This window comes from Geoglobus sp. (assembly GCF_054018175.1).
Genome location: NZ_JBPLZQ010000097.1, coordinates 1 through 17,970, shown reverse-complemented (window position 1 = coordinate 17,970; position 17,970 = coordinate 1). Strand labels below are relative to the sequence as shown.

General features: G+C 51.9%; 22 protein-coding genes and 1 rRNA gene. 15 read left to right on the top strand and 8 right to left on the bottom strand.

Annotated features, from left to right (window positions below):
* The first annotated feature begins 203 nt into the window (after positions 1–203).
* Positions 204–1,376: an acyl-CoA dehydrogenase family protein gene (locus tag ACXJJC_RS07510; RefSeq protein WP_456370668.1), complete on the top strand. Its 1,173-nt coding sequence runs from the start codon at positions 204–206 to the stop codon at positions 1,374–1,376.
* Here the strand turns inward: ACXJJC_RS07510 and ACXJJC_RS07505 are convergent.
* The gene (locus tag ACXJJC_RS07505; protein WP_456370666.1) at positions 1,363–1,854 is read right to left on the bottom strand and encodes an HIT family protein; all 492 of its coding nucleotides are present in this window, start codon (positions 1,852–1,854) and stop codon (positions 1,363–1,365) included. The two genes, ACXJJC_RS07510 and ACXJJC_RS07505, sit on opposite strands and share 14 nt — an antisense overlap.
* A 195-nt stretch (positions 1,855–2,049) precedes the next feature.
* Here ACXJJC_RS07505 and ACXJJC_RS07500 point away from each other — a divergent pair, with 195 nt between their 5' ends.
* Positions 2,050–2,256, top strand: coding sequence for a histone family protein (locus tag ACXJJC_RS07500; RefSeq protein WP_456370665.1), 207 nt, complete (start codon positions 2,050–2,052; stop codon positions 2,254–2,256).
* Between the two features lie 18 nt (positions 2,257–2,274).
* Here the strand turns inward: ACXJJC_RS07500 and ACXJJC_RS07495 are convergent, their stop codons facing one another.
* The gene (locus ACXJJC_RS07495; protein ID WP_456370663.1) at positions 2,275–2,763 is read right to left on the bottom strand and encodes a hypothetical protein; all 489 of its coding nucleotides are present in this window, start codon (positions 2,761–2,763) and stop codon (positions 2,275–2,277) included.
* A 261-nt stretch (positions 2,764–3,024) separates the two neighbouring features.
* On the opposite strand from ACXJJC_RS07495, the gene ACXJJC_RS07490 reads away from it, so the two are divergent.
* Complete coding sequence (locus ACXJJC_RS07490) at positions 3,025–4,338, top strand: phenylacetate--CoA ligase family protein (protein ID WP_456370661.1); 1,314 nt, start codon at positions 3,025–3,027, stop codon at positions 4,336–4,338.
* A 21-nt stretch (positions 4,339–4,359) separates the two neighbouring features.
* Here the strand turns inward: ACXJJC_RS07490 and ACXJJC_RS07485 are convergent, their stop codons facing one another.
* The gene (locus tag ACXJJC_RS07485; RefSeq protein WP_456370659.1) at positions 4,360–5,112 is read right to left on the bottom strand and encodes a peptidylprolyl isomerase; all 753 of its coding nucleotides are present in this window, start codon (positions 5,110–5,112) and stop codon (positions 4,360–4,362) included.
* A gap of 82 nt (positions 5,113–5,194) precedes the next feature.
* Between ACXJJC_RS07485 and cyaB the strand changes: the two genes are divergently transcribed.
* The 3 genes from cyaB to speD are packed head-to-tail and all read left to right on the top strand — an operon-like array spanning position 5,195 to position 8,164.
* On the top strand, positions 5,195–5,731 hold the full coding sequence (gene cyaB, locus ACXJJC_RS07480) for a class IV adenylate cyclase (protein ID WP_456370657.1): 537 nt from the start codon (positions 5,195–5,197) through the stop codon (positions 5,729–5,731).
* Positions 5,703–7,700, top strand: coding sequence for a DNA topoisomerase I (locus tag ACXJJC_RS07475; RefSeq protein ID WP_456370655.1), 1,998 nt, complete (start codon positions 5,703–5,705; stop codon positions 7,698–7,700). The genes cyaB and ACXJJC_RS07475 overlap by 29 nt, the downstream gene beginning before the upstream one ends.
* Positions 7,701–7,756: 56 nt before the next feature.
* A complete protein-coding gene (gene speD / locus ACXJJC_RS07470) occupies positions 7,757–8,164 on the top strand; it encodes an adenosylmethionine decarboxylase (RefSeq protein WP_456370653.1) in 408 nt (135 codons plus the stop codon).
* On the opposite strand, the gene ribA is transcribed toward speD, so the two are convergent.
* Positions 8,165–9,268, bottom strand: coding sequence for a GTP cyclohydrolase II (gene ribA / locus ACXJJC_RS07465; protein ID WP_456370651.1), 1,104 nt, complete (start codon positions 9,266–9,268; stop codon positions 8,165–8,167). It abuts the gene before it with no gap.
* A gap of 43 nt (positions 9,269–9,311) precedes the next feature.
* On the bottom strand, positions 9,312–9,506 hold the full coding sequence (locus tag ACXJJC_RS07460; protein WP_456370650.1) for a TFIIB-type zinc ribbon-containing protein: 195 nt from the start codon (positions 9,504–9,506) through the stop codon (positions 9,312–9,314).
* 113 nt (positions 9,507–9,619) lie between these two features.
* Here ACXJJC_RS07460 and ACXJJC_RS07455 point away from each other — a divergent pair, with 113 nt between their 5' ends.
* From ACXJJC_RS07455 to ACXJJC_RS07445, 3 genes are read left to right on the top strand one after another with little or no spacing between them, the layout of a single operon-like run.
* A complete protein-coding gene (locus tag ACXJJC_RS07455) occupies positions 9,620–10,438 on the top strand; it encodes a basic amino acid ABC transporter substrate-binding protein (RefSeq protein WP_456370648.1) in 819 nt (272 codons plus the stop codon).
* 39 nt (positions 10,439–10,477) lie between these two features.
* Complete coding sequence (locus ACXJJC_RS07450; RefSeq protein WP_456370646.1) at positions 10,478–11,155, top strand: amino acid ABC transporter permease; 678 nt, start codon at positions 10,478–10,480, stop codon at positions 11,153–11,155.
* On the top strand, positions 11,139–11,864 hold the full coding sequence (locus tag ACXJJC_RS07445) for an amino acid ABC transporter ATP-binding protein (protein WP_456370645.1): 726 nt from the start codon (positions 11,139–11,141) through the stop codon (positions 11,862–11,864). The genes ACXJJC_RS07450 and ACXJJC_RS07445 overlap by 17 nt, the downstream gene beginning before the upstream one ends.
* On the opposite strand, the gene ACXJJC_RS07440 is transcribed toward ACXJJC_RS07445, so the two are convergent.
* On the bottom strand, positions 11,848–12,447 hold the full coding sequence (locus tag ACXJJC_RS07440) for a flavodoxin family protein (protein WP_456370644.1): 600 nt from the start codon (positions 12,445–12,447) through the stop codon (positions 11,848–11,850). The two genes, ACXJJC_RS07445 and ACXJJC_RS07440, sit on opposite strands and share 17 nt — an antisense overlap.
* Positions 12,448–12,486: 39 nt before the next feature.
* On the bottom strand, positions 12,487–13,593 hold the full coding sequence (gene mfnA / locus ACXJJC_RS07435) for a tyrosine decarboxylase MfnA (protein WP_456370642.1): 1,107 nt from the start codon (positions 13,591–13,593) through the stop codon (positions 12,487–12,489).
* Positions 13,594–13,639: 46 nt separating this feature from the next.
* Between mfnA and mobA the strand changes: the two genes are divergently transcribed.
* The 5 genes from mobA to ACXJJC_RS07410 are packed head-to-tail and all read left to right on the top strand — an operon-like array spanning position 13,640 to position 16,808.
* Positions 13,640–14,248, top strand: a complete 609-nt coding sequence (mobA, locus tag ACXJJC_RS07430) for a molybdenum cofactor guanylyltransferase (RefSeq protein WP_456370640.1) — start codon at positions 13,640–13,642, stop codon at positions 14,246–14,248.
* Positions 14,218–15,099, top strand: a complete 882-nt coding sequence (gene moaA, locus ACXJJC_RS07425) for a GTP 3',8-cyclase MoaA (RefSeq protein ID WP_456370638.1) — start codon at positions 14,218–14,220, stop codon at positions 15,097–15,099. Before mobA ends, moaA begins: the two co-directional genes overlap by 31 nt.
* A complete protein-coding gene (locus tag ACXJJC_RS07420; protein WP_456370637.1) occupies positions 15,099–15,260 on the top strand; it encodes a hypothetical protein in 162 nt (53 codons plus the stop codon). Before moaA ends, ACXJJC_RS07420 begins: the two co-directional genes overlap by 1 nt.
* On the top strand, positions 15,250–16,296 hold the full coding sequence (hisC, locus tag ACXJJC_RS07415) for a histidinol-phosphate transaminase (protein ID WP_456370635.1): 1,047 nt from the start codon (positions 15,250–15,252) through the stop codon (positions 16,294–16,296). Before ACXJJC_RS07420 ends, hisC begins: the two co-directional genes overlap by 11 nt.
* Positions 16,284–16,808 (top strand): adenylate kinase family protein, encoded by a 525-nt coding sequence (locus tag ACXJJC_RS07410; RefSeq protein WP_456370633.1) that lies wholly within the window; start codon positions 16,284–16,286, stop codon positions 16,806–16,808. The genes hisC and ACXJJC_RS07410 overlap by 13 nt, the downstream gene beginning before the upstream one ends.
* On the opposite strand, the gene ACXJJC_RS07405 is transcribed toward ACXJJC_RS07410, so the two are convergent.
* On the bottom strand, positions 16,809–17,393 hold the full coding sequence (locus ACXJJC_RS07405) for a nitroreductase family protein (RefSeq protein WP_456370632.1): 585 nt from the start codon (positions 17,391–17,393) through the stop codon (positions 16,809–16,811).
* A gap of 423 nt (positions 17,394–17,816) precedes the next feature.
* Between ACXJJC_RS07405 and ACXJJC_RS07400 the strand changes: the two genes are divergently transcribed.
* Positions 17,817–17,970, top strand: a 16S ribosomal RNA gene (locus tag ACXJJC_RS07400); the annotation flags it as partial.

The window sequence follows — 17,970 nt, the reverse complement described above, 5'->3', positions numbered from 1 at the left end:
CGCTTTTCCTGCCCCCAAACCACGATTGAAAATAGAAAAGGTTTTAATTATCCAAAATCTGTAATGATTTTTACCAATTTTGCGGTGGAGCATTTATAAACTTTTTGTACGTTTTCAAAGCCTCTCAGGCATTTTATTTCTCCCAAAAGAATTTTATACTTCCGGATACACTATTCCGTCATAGATAATCGTGAGGTGGTGTCATGGCGATAAGTTTTCAGTTTACGGAAGAGCAGGAGGACATAAGGAGGGCTGCGAGAGAGTTTGCGGAAAAGGAGTTCACCCCCGAGCTCGCGAGGGAATGCGACAGGGAGGAGAAGTTCCCGATGGAGCTCTTCAAGAAGTGCGCCAAGCTGGGGTTCCACGCCGTTGCAATTCCAGAGGAGTACGGTGGAGGCGGATACGGGCCAATTGAGCAGATGATAGTGATGGAGGAGTTCTCGGCCGTGAACCCGGGACTCGGACTTGCATGCCTTCTTCCAACCTTCGGAGTCGAGATTCTGCTACTGCACGGCAGCGAGGAGCAGAAGGAGCAGTACGTGACGAAGGTTGCCAGCGGAGATGCGATAATGGGCATGGCCAACACCGAGCCTGATGCGGGGAGTGACTCCGCGAGCATAAAAACGAGGGCGGTGAAAGATGGGAGTGAGTGGGTGCTGAACGGAACCAAGCAGTTCATATCCAACGGATCGATTGCAGACTTCATCCTCGTGACTGCAAGAACAAGCGAGATGGAGAGCTTTGAGAAGAGGCACAGGGGCATAAGCTACTTCATAGTTGAGACCGACAGGGAGGGATACAGGGCTGACAAGATCAAGGGCAAGATGGGTATAAGGGCTACTGACACTGCAGAGGTGAGTCTGAACAACGTCAGAGTTCCGGAGAGCAACCTTGTCGGTGAAGAGGGCAAGGGGTTCTACTACATGATGGAGTTCTTCGACATAACCAGAGTATGGGTTGCCGCGCAGGCAGTTGGCATTGCGAGAGGAGCGCTACAGCTCGTGATTGACTACGTGAAGCAGAGGAAGGCGTTTGGCCTGCCGCTTGCAGCCTTCCAGTACATTCAGTTCAAGATCGCCGAGCTCGCTACGAAAATCGAGGCAGCGAGAACCCTCACCTACAGGGCAGCTGCTGTGCAGGTTGAGCAGGGCAAGCCGGACAACACTCTCTCTGCAATGGCCAAGTGGTACGCTGGAGAGGTTGCTGTCGAGACCACAAACTGGGCGCTGCAGTTCCACGGTGGCTATGGTTACATAGACGAGTACCCGATCAACCAGTTCTACAGGGATGCAAAGATCACGGAGATCTACGAAGGTGCAAAAGAGGTGGAGAAGCTAATAATTGCAAGAAACCTCTTCGGATTCAAGGGGAGGTAAGCTTTTCGAATCCGTCTTTCAATTTTTTGTATGTCTCCTCCACAGCTTCTGGTATCACCCTCACATCCGCTATTACTGGCATAAAGTTCGTGTCTCCGTTCCATCTTGGCACTATGTGCAGGTGTATGTGATCCTCTATTCCAGCCCCGGCAACCTTTCCCAGGTTTATTCCCAGGTTGAACCCGTCCGGACTCATGACCCGCTTTATAACCTCCACGGTTTTCTGGGCGAGCACCATCATCTCCAGCAGCTCCCTTTCTTCGAGCTTCTCAATCTCGCCAACGTGCCTGTACGGTGAAATCATGACGTGGCCCGGGTTGTACGGGTAGTTGTTCATGATCACGAAGCAGGTCTCTCCCCTGTGCACTATCAGTCTCTCTTCGTCCCTGTTCTCCCTGGGAAAGTCGCAGAAAATGCATCCATCGTGTTTCGGAGACGTTATGTACCTTATTCTCCACGGGGCGAAGATCCTCTTCATGATGGTTGATTTGGGGTTTTGTGGTATATACTTTGCTGATTTCATGTCGAGGAGATAGGGGTGGAACTGTGTGCACCAGTCAGCATCGCATGTAATGCCAATGTCAAAACGGTTAGCTTTGAGGCCTTCGATGAACCCAAAAATTTATATAATTGAATTACTTAATTTCTACTCGAAAAAAGCTAAGGAGGTGTTTTGATGGAGCTGCCACTTGCACCTGTTGAGAGAATTATAAGGAAGGCCGGAGCCCAGAGGGTTAGTGAGGATGCGAAGAAGGCACTCGCAGAGGCGATTGAGGAGTACGCTATTCAGGTGGGTAAGAAGGCTGTCGAGCTTGCGAAGCATTCCGGTAGAAAAACGGTCAAGGTAGAGGACATCAAGCTCGCCACAAGCCAGCTCTGATTTCTTTCAAATTTTTATTCAGGCCTTTGACATTAGCTCCTGAAGAAGCTCTGCATGCATCTTTTCCCATTTTATTAGTTTCTCAAGTCCGCTTTTTATGTAGTCAACGACCTCATCACCAAATTCTTCGGCTATTCTGCTATAGTCTTGATTCAGGAGGTTCCGGTAGTAGTCCCTCGCCCACCTCTCCCACTTCAGTATTTCGTTGAGCTGCTTGGGCGTGAACTCGTCGGTAAAGTCGAACCTCCTGACCCCTATTACCTTTATCGAGTACTCCTTAAACTCGTCGATGCTGAAGTTCAGCTTTTCGATCATCATTTCTATCATGAGTTTGTGGAGCTCGTTATCCTTTATCAGCCTGAAGAGAACTTCAGAAATGCTCTCATCTCCGAGCTGGAGCATCGCCTCGCTGATGGCCTCAGTTTCCGTGTGCTCTGCCACGTACGCCCTCGCGAGCATCCTTGCAAGAATCTTGGAGTTGAAGTCGACGTGCGGCTCTTCTGCCATGATCGTATTACGCCTTGGTGATATAAAATTCTTTTGAAGTGTTTCAGATTTTAACCTTTGTAGTGTCTCTGATTTTCGTTAACACCGTTCGTTGCTGAGCAGGTTCTCTCTTTCCGGTGAATAATTTACGTTTGGAAGATTTTCAGCTCCGAAACTCGTTTTCAGTGCCGTTGATGAATTAAAGTCATCCAATAAAATTTCGAATCTCGAATCCATACTGATTTGAAAAATTTTTTAACCACACCATCGAGATTTCCTGCTATGCCATTTGGTAACTATTGGCAACGTGAGGAGGTCATGCCGCTAAGCCAGCTTGAGGAGCTTCAGCTCAAGAGGCTGAGATGGGTTGTGCGGCACGCTTACGATAACGTTCCATTCTACAGGAGGAAGATGAGGGATGCTGGCGTTCATCCGGACGACATTAGGAAGAGAGAGGACATAGCGAAGCTCCCCTTCACGACTAAGGAGGACCTCAGAGCAAATTACCCGTTTGGGTTGATGGCAGTGGACAGGTCGGAGCTTGTGAGAATTCACATGTCTTCCGGCACATCCGGGAAGCCGAAGGTTGTGGCCTACACTGCGAGGGATCTCGAGAACTGGATAAACATGGTTGCGAGATGCCTCTACATGGTCGGGGTGAGAAAGGGGGACGTTTTCCAGAACATGGTGAGCTACACCCTGTTCACCGGAGGCCTCGGGTTTCACTACGCCGGAGAGAGGTTGGGTGCGATGGTGGTGCCGAGCGGCACGGGCAACACGGAAAAGCAGCTGCAGTACATGCTCGACTTCGGCACAACTGTGATTCATGCCACTCCAAGCTACGCGCTCAGAATAAAGGAGGTCGCGGAGGAGAAGGGGATAGATCCCAGGTCCTTACCCCTGAGGATCGGGTGTTTTGGCGCTGAACCATGGAGCGACAACACGAGGAGGAGACTGGAGGATGCTTTCGACATTAAGGCGTTCGACAGCTACGGATTGAGCGAGATGAACGGTCCCGGAGTGGCGTTTGAGTGTGAGGAGCAGAACGGCCTCCATATCTGGCACGACCACTACTTCGTCGAGGTCGTGGATCCTGAAACTGGGGAGCCGCTGGCGGAAGGGGAGAGGGGTGAACTCGTCCTCACACCGCTGACCAAGGAGGCGATGCCGCTGATAAGGTACAGGACCGGAGACATGACGTACATAATGGAATACGAGAAGTGCAGCTGCGGCAGGACACATCCGAAAATACACAGAATACTCGGAAGGGTTGACGACATGATCGTCGTCAGGGGAATAAACGTATACCCGAGCCAGATTGAGCACGTGCTGATGAACATTCCGGAGGTCGGGGATCACTTTCAGGTGCTGATAACCAGAAACGGCTCATTGGATGAGATCACGGTGAAGGTAGAGATGAGGGACGAGATATTCACCGGAGAGCTTGAAGACTTCCGGAGGATTCAGCGGAAAGTCTCGAGGGCTCTCCAGACGGAGCTCAACATAAGGGTAAACGTCGAACTCGTCGAGAAGGGGACCTTGGAGAGGTTCGAGGGGAAGGCAAGGAGGGTAATAGACCTGAGAGAAGAGTTGTGAAGGGGATTGAACAAAAATGGTTTATTCTTCTTTTGCAGCATCAGACTCCTCCTGAGAATCTTCCTTGCTTTCAGAACCGTCTTCTCTTACCTCCTTTTCCTCATCCTGCTTCACATCTGGTCTCTCGAACTTCTCGGTGAAGACGACCTCCTTCACCTCAGGCAGGTGCTTGAATATCTGGTCAACCACTGTAAACTTCCCCAGCAGGAAGTACTGGTTGAACGCCGCGTCTTTCGGCACCTCCACAACAACCCTGCCGTCCTCGATCTCCGGAACAAGCTCCCTGCCGGTATAGATCAGGAACAGGTACTTCACCTTCTCCTCTGGTTTTTCTATGAGCTCTTTAATCTCGTACTCAAAGATTATCTTTTTCCCTGCGAGCGGGTGGTTGAAATCTACAATTGCCCTTCTTCCGATAACCTTCTCAACGGTCCCCGTCTTCTCTCCAACTCTGACCCTCTGTCCCGGCACAGGCCTCTCGCTGAACTTGGTTACTGACACCACTTCCTTGTTGTCCGGGTCATACTCTCCGAAGGCCTTCTCAGGCGGGACCTCGACTGTGCCCTTGTATCCCACCTCTTTGCCTTCAAGGTCCTCGTCCAGTCCCCTGAGCACATGCCCCTCTCCAACGACGACGACTATGTCCCCGTACCTTGCACCCTCCTCGTAAACTCCGTGCTCCTTCGCAACACTCTCGTCCGTGGAGTCAATTACCGTGCCATCTTCAAGCTTCGCCGTGTAGCCAATCCTGACGAAGTCGCCCTTTTTGATCACAGTCATCACCTCTCTTTCCCGCTGGAGCTTCAGATTTAAAAATGTATGGTTAAGATTAAATTCGCCCACCTCAACGCGAGTCATGGAGGTCGAGGTCAAGTTTGCCGTCGAGAACTTGGACGAGGTCAGACGGATCGTTGAAAGCATGGCCGAATTCGTGGTTGAAAAGGAGGAGTACGATCTCTACTTCAACCATCCGTGCAGGGATTTTGCCGAGACTGACGAGGCGCTGAGGGTCAGGAATGACGTTGAGGGCATAACTCTTACCTACAAGGGCCGAAAGGTCGATCCCGAAACGAAGACCAGGGAAGAAATCAAGGTGGGGCTGGACGACTTCGACGGAATGGTTGCAATCCTCCAGAAACTTGGCTTCAGGATTGCAGGCGAGGTCAGGAAAAAGAGGTGGATCTACCGGGATGGGGAGATCACGATCTGCGTGGACTGGCTTGATGATCTTGGTGGCTTCGTCGAGCTTGAGATGGAGAGTGATGAGGTTGAGAGTGCCAAGGAAAAGCTGTTTGATTATGCAAGAAAACTCGGCCTCAGCAGGGAGAAAAGCATAAGAACGTCATACCTGGAGATGGTTCTGAATGTGGCTGATAGTGACAGAAAAGGATAACACCGCGAGAAGAATTGCGAACATCCTGTTTGGTGGCGTAAGCACGAAGAAGGTCAACGGAATAAACGTTTACTACTCGAAAGACGGAAAGAGCGCGGTTATTGGGCTCAAGGGCCACATAGTTGAGCTCGACTATCCAAAGGAGTACAACAACTGGAGCAGGGTGCCCTTGAAGTCACTGCTCAGGGCGAAGCTTGTAAAGAGGGTCAAGGAGAGGAGGATAGCTCAGGCACTCGAGAAACTTGCTAAAGAAGCCAGTCTTGTGACTATAGCAACAGACTACGACAGGGAGGGTGAGCTGATCGGATTTGAGGCCCTCGAGATAATCAGGAAGGTAAACCCGAACGTAAGTGTTGACAGGGCGAAGTACTCGGCCATAACTCCGCAGGAGATTAAGAACGCATTTGAGAACAGGACTAAGGTTAACTACAACCTCGCGAAGGCCGCTGAGACGAGGCAGGTGGTCGACCTCATGTGGGGAGCTGTACTGACGAGGCTCATATCTCTGTCCTCAGGCAGGATGGGGAAGGACTTCTTGAGCGTTGGAAGGGTTCAGTCTCCAACTCTCAGGTTCATTGTGGAGAGGGAGAAGGAGATCAGGGAGTTCGTTCCTACGCCTTACTGGGAAATCACGGCCGTTTTCAAAAACTCCGAGAAGTTTGAGGCTAAGCACGTTAAGAGGTTCCTTAAGAAGGATGAGGCTGAGAGGGCGTTTGCGAGGATTGGCAGGAAGGCGACTGTTAGAAAATTCGTGGAAAAGGAGGTCGTGGAAGGAAAGCCAGTGCCGTTCAACACCACTGAGTTTCTGAGAGAGGCGGGGAAGTTCATGCCGCCCGACAGAGCGATGAACATCGCAGAGAATCTGTACATGAACGGTTACATCTCCTATCCGAGGACTGACAACACGGTCTATCCGAAGTCCCTCAACCTCAAGGCAATAGTGAAGCAATTCCTGAACTCCGAGTTCAGGAAGGAGGCGGAGATAGCCCTTAGCCACATGAAGCCATCAAGGGGGAAGAGGGAAACGAAAGACCATCCCCCGATCCACCCTGTAGCAGTAGCCAGCAGAAACGACCTGTCCAAGGACGAGTGGAGAATTTACGAGCTGGTGGTGAGGAGGTTCCTCGCAACACTGTCGCCGGAGGCAATCTGGTCTGTCAGGCAGGTCGAGATTGATGCGAACGGGGAGACATTCAAAGCCTCCGGAAGGCAGATCGTCAGGATGGGCTGGAGGGAGGTCTACACGTACGTGAAGACTGAAGAGACTCACATTCCAAAGCTCGAAGTGGGACAGGTGCTCCAGGTCCTGTCCAAAAAGCTTCACGAGAAGAAGACCAAACCACCTGGCAGGTACACGATGAGCTCGATAATCAAGCTGATGGAAAAACACAACCTCGGCACGAAGTCCACGAGACACGAGATACTGAAGAAGCTGTACACGAGAGGTTACGTGAGAGGGAACCCGATAACCCCTACCGAAATAGCGTTCGCTGTAATTGATGCGCTGAAGAAGGAGGCTGAGGTAATAACCCTTCCAGACATGACTGCAAAGCTCGAGCAGGACATGGACAAGATTGAGGAGGGGAAGCTCGACCAGAAAGAGGTTGTTGAGGAGAGTGCGAGGTTTCTCGAGAACGTCCTTGAGAAGGTCGATGCTGAAGAGCTCGGAAAGGTCATCAGGGAAGGGATAAAGAGGGACAGGGTGGTTGGCGTATGCCCCGAATGCGGGAAGGAGCTGGAGATCAGGAAGGCCAAGGGGAGATTCATAGGGTGCACCGGCTATCCTGAGTGCAGGTTCACCCTGCCGCTGCCTCAGAAGGGCAGGCTCGAGGTGACGGCGAAGAAGTGTGACGAGCATGGCATGAGCATCCTGAGGATAAGACCCTCCAAGGGGAAGCCCTGGACCTTCTGCCCCTACTGCAGCTACTTAGAGTGGAAGGAGAGGGAAAAGCGGGACAGTTCGGGATAATGCTGGGTCCATCAGATCGGGGATAAGTTTAAAATTCCAGCGACGTATTCTGAGCGATGGTCCCCGTGGTTGAAACTGAGGGAATACACATAATAGTCGAGGCTTCGGGGTGCGATGCGGACGTGATTTCGGACCCTAAGAAGATCGAGAGGATTTTCAAGGACGCTGCAAGGCACGCGAAGATGACCGTGAAGGCGTCGTACTTCTTCAAGTTCATGCCGGCTGGAGTTTCAGGTGCGGTTATCGTCGCGGAGTCCCACATCTCAATACACACGTGGCCGGAGCTCGGTTATGCGGCCCTCGACGTTTACACCTGCGGGGATTCGGACCCTGAGAAGGCGGTGGACTACATTCTGGAGAAAATAGGGGCTAAGCACGCTCACGTCTCCGAGGTCAAGAGGGGGATAAGGGAGGAGGAAGGCACCTACACCCACACCATTTTGACCTGGGAAGAGGAGCTCTGATCAGTCGTTTATGCATATCAGGTGCCCCATTTTCTCCTTCTTCGTTTTCAGGTAGATGAAGTTCTCTCTGCTCGGCTCGACCTCTATTGCTTCTCTCACCACTTCAAAGCCGTAAGCCCTGAGTTCCTCAATCTTCTCCGGGTTGTTGGTCATCAGCCTCACCCTCCTGACTCCGAGGTCGAGCAGAATCTGTGCGGCAATTCCGTAGCTCCTCATGTCAGACGGAAATCCGAGCTCGAGGTTCGCCTCGACCGTGTCCTTGCCCTCTTCCTGCAGCCTGTATGCCATCAGCTTGTTCAGCAGCCCTATTCCCCTGCCCTCGTGCCCGCGCATGTAAATGAGAACCCCTTTGCCCTCCCGATCTATCTTCTTCAGCGCCTTTTCGAGCTGCTCACCGCAATCACACCTGAGGGAGTGAAATATGTCTCCAGTGAGGCATTCGGAGTGGATCCTCACGGGCACGTCCCGCAGCTCTTCACCCCTCACGAGCGCCACTATCTCTCCGAGAGGGGTCTCGTAACCTACGGCCTTAAACGTGCCGTAGAACTTTGTTGGCAGAGTCGCCTCTACAACCCTCCTTACGAGCTTTTCCTCCTTCAGCCTTCTGGATATTATCTCCTGAATTGAGAGAAATGCGAGTCCATGCTCTCTGGCGAACTTTTCGGCAAATTTTACGTCCGCGTACTCTCCGTTTTCGTTCATCAGGAAGCCGTAAACTGCGAAGCGTCCGTGGTTGCTGAGCTTGGCGAAGTCCATCGCGGCCTCTCCGAAGAACGGCCTCTCGAGAACACCACCTTCCTTTGCCTCCTCGACGAAGATGCTGCCGGGGTAAACGACCTCCCGGCTTTCAACCTCCCTTCTGACGAGTCTCCTTATGAATTCTGCCTTTTTTCCGGCACTCCCGTTCTCAGAGAAGTCAATTGGAATGTACTTGCCATTGTAGAACCTGAACCTGTTCAGGTTGAGGGAGACTATCTCCTTCCAGGGCATCGCGAGGATTATCCTGTCGCAGTTCCTCATCAGGAGGTTGATCTCTCCTGACTCAACAGATTCGGCGGGAAAGCACACCACTGCCCTGCTGCCGTTGTGGATCACTGCGCCCATGCCATGCCTTGGCGGGATGGATATATAATTTTTGAGAAGTTTCTCATTCTTTTTCATCGTGCCTCTTTTCGACCTCCTCCATCTTCAGCATCTCCTCGTACTCACCCTCGCTCATCTCGAGGACGTAGCTTCCTATGTATCCGCAGCTCTTGCAGTAGTACTTGCCGGAAACTCCACCTGTGTCGAGCTCGATGTCGGTTGACTTGCAGACCGGACAGACGAGAACCTTCCTTGTCATGCCTGAACCTTGGCGCCGTGTCTTTAAATAGCTATTCTTTATTCGCCCAAGTTAGCGGAATCCTTCAGGAAAAATTATAAACTTCCGGGGTAAGGCTTTCGCGGGGTGGTAGCTTGAGGAAGGTGCTTATCGTACTGCTGATTCTCGGAGTGGTGCTCGCTGGCTGTGCACAGCAGGAGGAGAAGGCTGCAGCACCAACGCCCACACCTGAGAAGGCTGCGGAGCAGAAGGCAGAGCTGAAGCTCGTGAACCCGGGCAAGCTGACTGTAGGTAGCGACGTCGCCTATCCTCCATTCGAGTACACCAACCAGACGACGGGCGAGTATGAGGGTTTCGACATAGATCTGGCAAAGGAAATTGCGAAGAGGCTCGGACTCGAGCTCGAGATTGTGAACACGGCATGGGACGGAATAATTCCGGGACTGCTTGCCCACAAGTACGACGTGATAATTTCTGCAATGACAATAACAGAGGAAAGGGCCAAGCAGGTGTCCTTCAGCGATCCGTACTTTGAGGCAAAGCAGGTCATACTTGCGAAGAAGGGCTCTGGAATAAAGGGTGTGGAGGATCTTGCAGGAAAGAAGGTGGGTGTTCAGCTCGGAACGACAGGGGACTTCGCAGCCCAGAAGCTCATCGAGAACGGCATAGAGTTCGAGCTGATAAAGTTCGAGGACACACCTTCGGCACTTATGGCCATCGAGAAGGGGGACATTGACGCTGCAATAATCGACAACTTCGTCGCATACCTCGCGCAGAAGAACAACCCGGACGTGTTTGAGGTCATAGAGGACAAGACCTTCGAGCCGGAGTATTATGGAATAGCGGTGAACAAGGACAACCCAGCTCTTCTCGAGGCAATAAACAAGGTTCTCAAGGAGATGAAGGAGGACGGAACCTACGACAAGATTTACAAGAAGTGGTTCGGAGGGTGAGATGAGTAAGGTTTAAAATCTTCCAACTTTTTTGTGCCCATGGTAGGGATAAACCAGTTTGACCCCGAGCTTTTCATAAACATCCTTCCGGATCTCGCATTCGGGGCATTCATGACGCTCAAGCTCACCACGATTTCAACTTTTTTCGGCCTGATAATCGGCTCCGTTGCAGGTCTGGCGAGAGTATCGCATAACCCCGTTTTTCACTACCTCTCCACGTTTTACGTGGAGGTCATCAGGGGAACACCTCTCCTCGTTCAGATCCTCATCGTCTACTTCGGTCTTCCCGCGATCGGCGTGAATCTCTCTCCGGAGCCTGCGGGCATAATAGCTCTGAGCATCAACAGTGGAGCGTACATCGCCGAGATAGTGAGGGCAGGGATAGAGTCAGTGCCACACGGACAGATGGAGGCAGCAAGGTCTCTCGGCATGACGTACCTTCAGGCGATGAGGTACGTGATCTTTCCGCAGGCGTTCAGGAACATAATGCCTGCACTGGGCAATGAGTTCATAGCGCTGCTCAAGGACTCCTCACTGCTTTCGGTGATATCCATAGTGGAGCTCACGAGAGTGGGGAGACAGATCGTTTCGGCCACATTCAACGCATGGACTCCGTTCATCGGCGTTGCACTGTTCTACCTGCTCATGACCATCCCGCTGAGCAGACTGGTGAACTACTACCAGAGGAGGATTGGTAAGTATGCTGTTAAGGGTTGAAAACCTCCACAAGCGATTCGGAGACCTTCACGTGCTGAAAGGGGTTAACCTTTCAGTTGAGAAGGGGGAGGTTGTGGTTATAATTGGCCCCTCTGGTAGCGGGAAGAGCACCCTGCTGAGGTGCATAAACAGGCTGGAGGAGCCAACTTCAGGCAGAATCTTTCTGGACGATGAGGAGATAACCTCCGACAGGGTGGACATAAACAGGATACGGCAGAGGATCGGCATGGTCTTCCAGCAGTTCAACCTCTTCCCGCACCTCACCGCCATAGAGAACGTGACCCTCGCGCCAATAAAGGTAAAGGGTATGGATAAGGACGAAGCTTACAGAATAGGGATGGAACTGCTCGAAAAGGTGGGGCTGAAGGACAAGGCCAACTACTACCCCCACCAGCTCTCGGGAGGGCAGCAGCAGAGGGTGGCGATTGCGAGGGCACTTGCAATGAATCCTGAGGTGATGCTCTTCGACGAGGTCACCTCTGCCCTCGATCCAGAGCTTGTGAAGGAGGTGCTTGAGGTCATGAGGGGGCTTGCGAGGGAGGGTATGACGATGCTGGTGGTAACGCATGAGATGGGCTTCGCGAGGGAGGTTGGAGACAGGGTGATATTCATGGACCACGGGATTATAGTCGAGGAGGGAACTCCCGAAGAGATATTTTCCAATCCGAAGGAGGAAAGGACGAGGCGCTTCCTCAGGATGATTCTCTGACCTTTTTGGCTTTTTCCACCCATTCAGTGAACCTTTTCACCGTCGCTTCCAGGCTTTTCAGACCCTCTGCATCCCTCTCCGCGTTTCCTTCAACGTCCCTGCTCCAGAATGTCCCTCCGAAATTAGCCCCGAAGCTTCCACCGCTAACCGGGATCATGCGGTTGATTATGAAAAAGGCGTGAATCTGCATCAGGGCGAGTTCCTGACCACCGTTTCTGTCTCCTCCAACGGTTATGCCCATTCCGGGCTTGCCGGCAAGTGCGCCTGGGTTTCTGAACAGCAGAGCTCTCATTCGATCCATTATTGCCTTCAGCTGGGCCGAAACTCCACCGTTGTGGACGGGTGTGGCAAGAACGATCCCATCTGCCTCCTCAATAAGGTCGTAGAGTCTTACCACGTCATCGCTGTGGATGCACCCCCCACCTTTCATGCATACGTCGCAGTGTCTGCAGAATTCGATTCTGCTGTTGTGGGCGGAGAAAAGCTCGACATCGTACCCCATCTCACTCATGGTTTCGAGTGCACGGGAAAGCACAGCATAGGTGCTTCTCTTCCTCGGGCTTCCCGAGATTCCGAGTATCATCGGCTAAGCTATTTCTCGATAACAGACATTAATGTTGCGTCACACTTCCTTTACCACCTTCTTCAGCTCTGATACAAAGTTAAGGATGACGTCTTCAGTTACGTGGGGCATGATAACCATTCTGATGGCCTTTGGCTCTCTTATCGTGGAGATGACCCACCTTCTTCTGTACAGCTCTTCCTTCAGCTTTTCCGGTCTCTCTGCGTGGAATGAAACAACGTTCATAACCGGCTCTATGACTGGCTCGAAGCCAACCGCCCTCATTTCCTCGACCAGAATTCTGGTGTTGTCCATGCACCTGTCCACGATCTCCTTCATACCCTCGAAGCCCAGGTGCTTGAGGACTGCATATGTTGAGGCAACACCGGTTCCCGGACGGGTTCCTGTAAGGGTGTACTGGTACTTTGACGTGAGGTAGGGGGTTTCGACCTCCAGGGCTCTCAGGAATTCCTCCCCTCTGAAGAGAATGCCCCCTGCGGGAATCGTGGCCATGCCCATCTTGTGGGGGTCAACCGTTATTGAACTCACTCCCTCTACCCTGAAATCGAACGGGACCTCTCTATTCAGGAAAGGGAGTACGAGACCACCAAAGGCCGCATCAACGTGCATGAATACCTGCCTTTCAGCTGCAATTTTTCCGAGACCCTCTATGTCATCCACCTGTCCGAGTTCTGTTGTACCAGCGATTCCAACAACAGCGACGGTGTTCTCGTCCACCACTCTTTCGACCTCCGTCAGATCGACCCTGTAGTCCTCGTCCAGCGAAACTCTCCTTATCTCAACGCCGAGTATGTCCCCGATTTTCTCGAATGAGAAGTGGGCTGACTTGGGTATCACGATGTTGGGATTTTTGACCCTCCTGAGGTTTCTTGCAGCCCTGATTCCCTGTATGTTCGCCTCCGTGCCTCCGGATGAAATGTAGCCTGCGGCGTTTCTGTGGTGAAGCAGCTCTCCAAGCATCTCTATTACCTTCTTCTCGAGCTCAGTCGTTCCCACAAAAATGCCGGGATCTCCAAGGTTCGTTTCCACGAACATCCTGTGGGCCTCGAGTGCCACAGGGTGAGGGGTTGTGCACATCGAACTAAGAACTCTCGAGTACGGAATGTCTCTGTCCCTGTACATCCTCAGCTCATCGATGATGTCCATGCCACTACCCCAATCAATTTATTTAAATAGCTAACCACCTTAGGCCGTGAACCTTGCAATCCTCGTCGGTGGGAAGGGGAGACGCCTCGGCGGAGTTGAAAAATCACAGATGGTGGTGTGTGGAAGGCGAGTCATAGATATCCTGCTTGAGGAATTCTCCTCATGGAATGTGGTGGTTGTGTGCAGGAACAGGGATCAGACCGAGCTGTTTGATGGTGTGGAATGCACGATCGATTTTGTCGAGAATTTCGGTCCTCTTGCGGGGATATATTCTGCTCTGAGATACTTTGAAGACAGGACTGCCGTGGTGGCCACAGACATGCCGTTTCTGAGGGAGGGTGTTATGAGGGAGCTCTTCGTCAGCTCAGTGAGGCTAAATGCGAGCGTTCTCATGCCTTACTGGAAGGACGGCAGGTTTGAACCTCTGGCATCCATTTACTCTCCCGACCTAATCCCCGAGATAGAGAAGAGTTTTGCAGATAATGAAAGAAAGATTCTCGCCCCAGTTTTCAGAGCCGACAGGGTTTTTCTTTACAGTGTGGACTGTCTCAGAAAAATTGATAAAAACCTCATTTCGTTTTTCAACATAAATACAGCTGACGACCTTAAAAGGGCTGAGGAGATATGCTCGTCGATGCTTTCGGGAGGAGAATAACCAACCTGAGAATTTCTGTTACATCGAGGTGTAACCTCAACTGTTTTTACTGCCACCGGGAAGGTTACCTGACGGACAGCGAGCTCTCCCCAGACGAGATTTCAGAAATTGCCGGTGCTTTCAGGAGCCTTGGTGTCAGAAAAGTCAAGATAACTGGAGGTGAGCCCCTAATAAGGAGAGACATCGTGGAAATTGTGGAGAAGATGCCGGACTTTGACGAAATCTCCATGACCACTAATGGGGCGCTCCTGACCAAGTATGCGCACGAGCTAAAGCAGGCCGGTCTGAGCAGAGTCAACGTGAGCCTCGACACACTCGACGAGGAAAAGTACAGGATAATGACCCGCGGTGGGAAGATAGAAAAGGTTCTGGACGGAATCGGCGAGGCCGTTAATGCAGGACTCACTCCCGTAAAGATAAACATGGTGCTGATTTCGGGTTTCAACCTCGATGAGATAGACAGGATGGTGGATTTTGTCAGGGGGTTCGGGGGAAACGTGATACTGCAGCTCATAGAACTCGTGAACCTGAACTACAATGGCGAGGGTCACTTCGACGTTTACGAGCTCGCAAGGAAGTTCGAGCAGAACGCGAAAGAGGTGAGGGTCAGGAGCATGCAGAGAAGGAAGCAGTACGTTTTCGAGGATTGTGCGGTGGAGCTGGTGAAGCCCGTTGACAACTCTGAGTTCTGCTCGGCATGCAATAGAATCAGGGTGACTGCAGACGGCAGGATAAAACCGTGCCTGATGAGGAACGACAACCTCGTTGACATTCGGGGCCTGAAGGGGGAAAGCTTAATAAACGCCATAAAGAAGGCCGTAATGCTCAGAGAGCCGTACTACAGGGGGTGATGGTTGTGATAGAGCTGAAAATAGATGGGAAAAAGATCCCGCTGAACAGGTATGTCAGTGACGTTTTTCTCAAGGTAATTGCTGCCCTGATCTCCACGCTCAAGGGTGTGCCAGAGGACTGGAGTGAACTTGAACTCGTGATAAAGAAGGATGAGGAGTGACCTTGGTAGAATTCCGGAATACGTTCCCGGAAAAAGTGTTGAAGAAATCCGGAAAAAGTACGGGCTTGACAGGGTTATCAAGCTGGCCTCAAACGAGAATCCATACGGCTGTTCCCCCAGAGTGATTGAAGCACTGAGAGGAGACTTTTCTCCCAGCATCTACCCTCCTTCAGATCCTGTGGAGCTCAGGGAGGCAATATCCGATTACATTGGTTACGAAAGCGACATGATCGCGATATCGTCCGGCATGGACGGGGTACTCGAGACGGTCTTTAAAATGCTGATTGATCCAGGAGACAGGGTTTGCTTCGCTCCACCGACATTCCCCTACTATTCAATACTCTCGAGGATATACAGGGCGAGGGAAGTGCGGGCTCGCAGGGATGAGAGATGGAGGATGGTCGAATTTGACGAGCACGCGAAACTGACGATCATATGCTCTCCCAACAACCCCACCGGGAACGTTGAGGACTTCGAGTTCGTGAGGCATGTGGTCGAGTCGGTCAGGGGCTTTGTGTTCATAGATGAGGCGTATGCCGAGTTCACCGACAAGCAGCTCATCAGGCTTGCGGAATATGAGAACGTGATTGTTGGCAGGACGTTCTCAAAGGCGTTTGGACTGGCGAACCTCAGGCTCGGCTATGGTGTGATGCACCCCCACGTCAGAAGGGAGTTCATGAGGTTCAATCCTCCGTTTCCCCTCTCAACTCTCGCAATCAGGGCTGGGCTTGCTGCGTTGGATGACATGAACTGGATGAGAGATGCGGTGAATAAGATTATCAGGGAGAGGAAGAGACTTGTCGAGCGGCTGAAGAAGTTCTCGAGGCCACACGATTCAGAAGCGAACTTCATATATCTCGAAACGAGACTTGACTCCTACGTCCTGACTCATGAGCTTGAGAAGAGAGGGGTGATCGTCAGGGACCTGTCCAGCTTTGATGGTGCTGGAAGGAATGCCGTGAGGGTCACCGTTGGAAGGGAGGATGAGAACGATTACTTTCTCAGGTCTCTGGAGGAGGTGCTGTGTTCGCAATAACTGGAACTCCTGGAGTTGGGAAAACAAGCGTGGCAAACGTTCTTAGGGAAAGGGGTTACAGGGTAATCCACGTGAATGAAATTGCCGAACAACACGGATGCCTGTATGAGGACGACGGGGAGCTCGTGATAGACCTGGATGAGCTCGTTGAGAGGTTCAGTGAGGATGAATTCAACGCGGACTTTGTAGAGGGCCACCTGAGCCATCACATCTCCGCAAAGTGCGTGGTGCTCAGGTGCAATCCGGTGGAGCTCAGGAGGAGGATGGGGGAGAAGGGGTGGAGCTCAGAGAAAATTTTAGAAAATCTTGAGGCAGAGATAATCGACTACATCCTCGTTGAGGCCCTTGAAGTCTGCGAAGAGGTTCATGAGATCGATACGACTTCCAAGTCTCCGGAAGAGGTGGCAGACATAATCGAAAAAATTGTCAGGGGCGAGGAGTCTCACCCTCCCGGAAGGGTTGACTGGATTTCTGAACTCGGGGACAGGCTAAGCGAGTTCATCAGAAAGTAGTCACAGCATCCACACAACTTTCTTTTCCACTTCTCTTCTCGGTGGCACGGGTGGTTTTTTGGCAGGGTATCCGACTGTTATTGCAGCCACGAGCTTCCTGCCCTCCACGCCAAGTGCACTGTTTATCTCCTCTTCAACATGCACCGGTCCCGTCATCCAGCACGTTCCGAGACCCATTGCATGAGCTGCGAGCAGCATGTTCTGGATTGCAGCTGATACGCTCTGCACGTCGCTGTAGTCGTCGCCCGTTGGTGTGTAGTAGGCAAAGACCACAACCGGAGCGTTTCCAAGGCTGTCGAAAAACTGCTTAGTGAAGCTTATCACCTTCGGATTGTCGGCGTAGAACCTCTTCAGCCTGTCGTGTATGTGGTCGAATCCCTTTCTCAGAGTATCTCTGAGTTCGTCGAGCTTCTTACCGGAGACCACCACAAAGAACCACTGCTGTCTGTTCATAGCCGAGGGAGCCCACATCGCGAGCTCTATCATTTTTTCGAGCTTCTCCCTCTCAACGGGCCTGCCGTCGTATATCCTGTGCGATCTTCTCTCCCTTATCACTTTCTCAATGCACTCGAAACACTCTTCCATGTAACGTAACTTCCGGGCACCGTATTTCTAATTTACCATAATTTTTCACTAACAATTTTCATCCAAAAGGTTTATATTTCCAGCCCGTACCAGCTAATTCCACGAGGTGCGGGGGTTTTCCGGTGGTGGAAAGCCCCTGAGGCATGGGAAATGTTTATAAATCCGAGATAAACAAGCTAAGAATCGCCCTTCGAGGGCGAGGGGGCAACGATAAAGCTTATAAATCACAAAGTCCCAATAACAAATTACCAAAACCGCGGGTCCGGCAAGGGCCCCGAAAGGGCGTAAGCCCGGGATGAGGGGCGGTGTTCCCACCCGCGGTATAGTGAGGGAGGACGTGTCCAGAGGGGACACGTCTGAGATGGGCTTGCCAGCAAGGTAAATCCGGCGGGAGAAGGGACGTATTCACCTTTTCCCCCGCCAATTCTGGTTGATCCTGCCAGAGGCCGCTGCTATCCGGCTGGGACTAAGCCATGCGAGTCAAGGGGCTTGTATCCCTTCGGGGATGCAAGCACCGGCGGACGGCTCAGTAACACGTGGACAACCTGCCCTCGGGTGGGGGATAACCCCGGGAAAC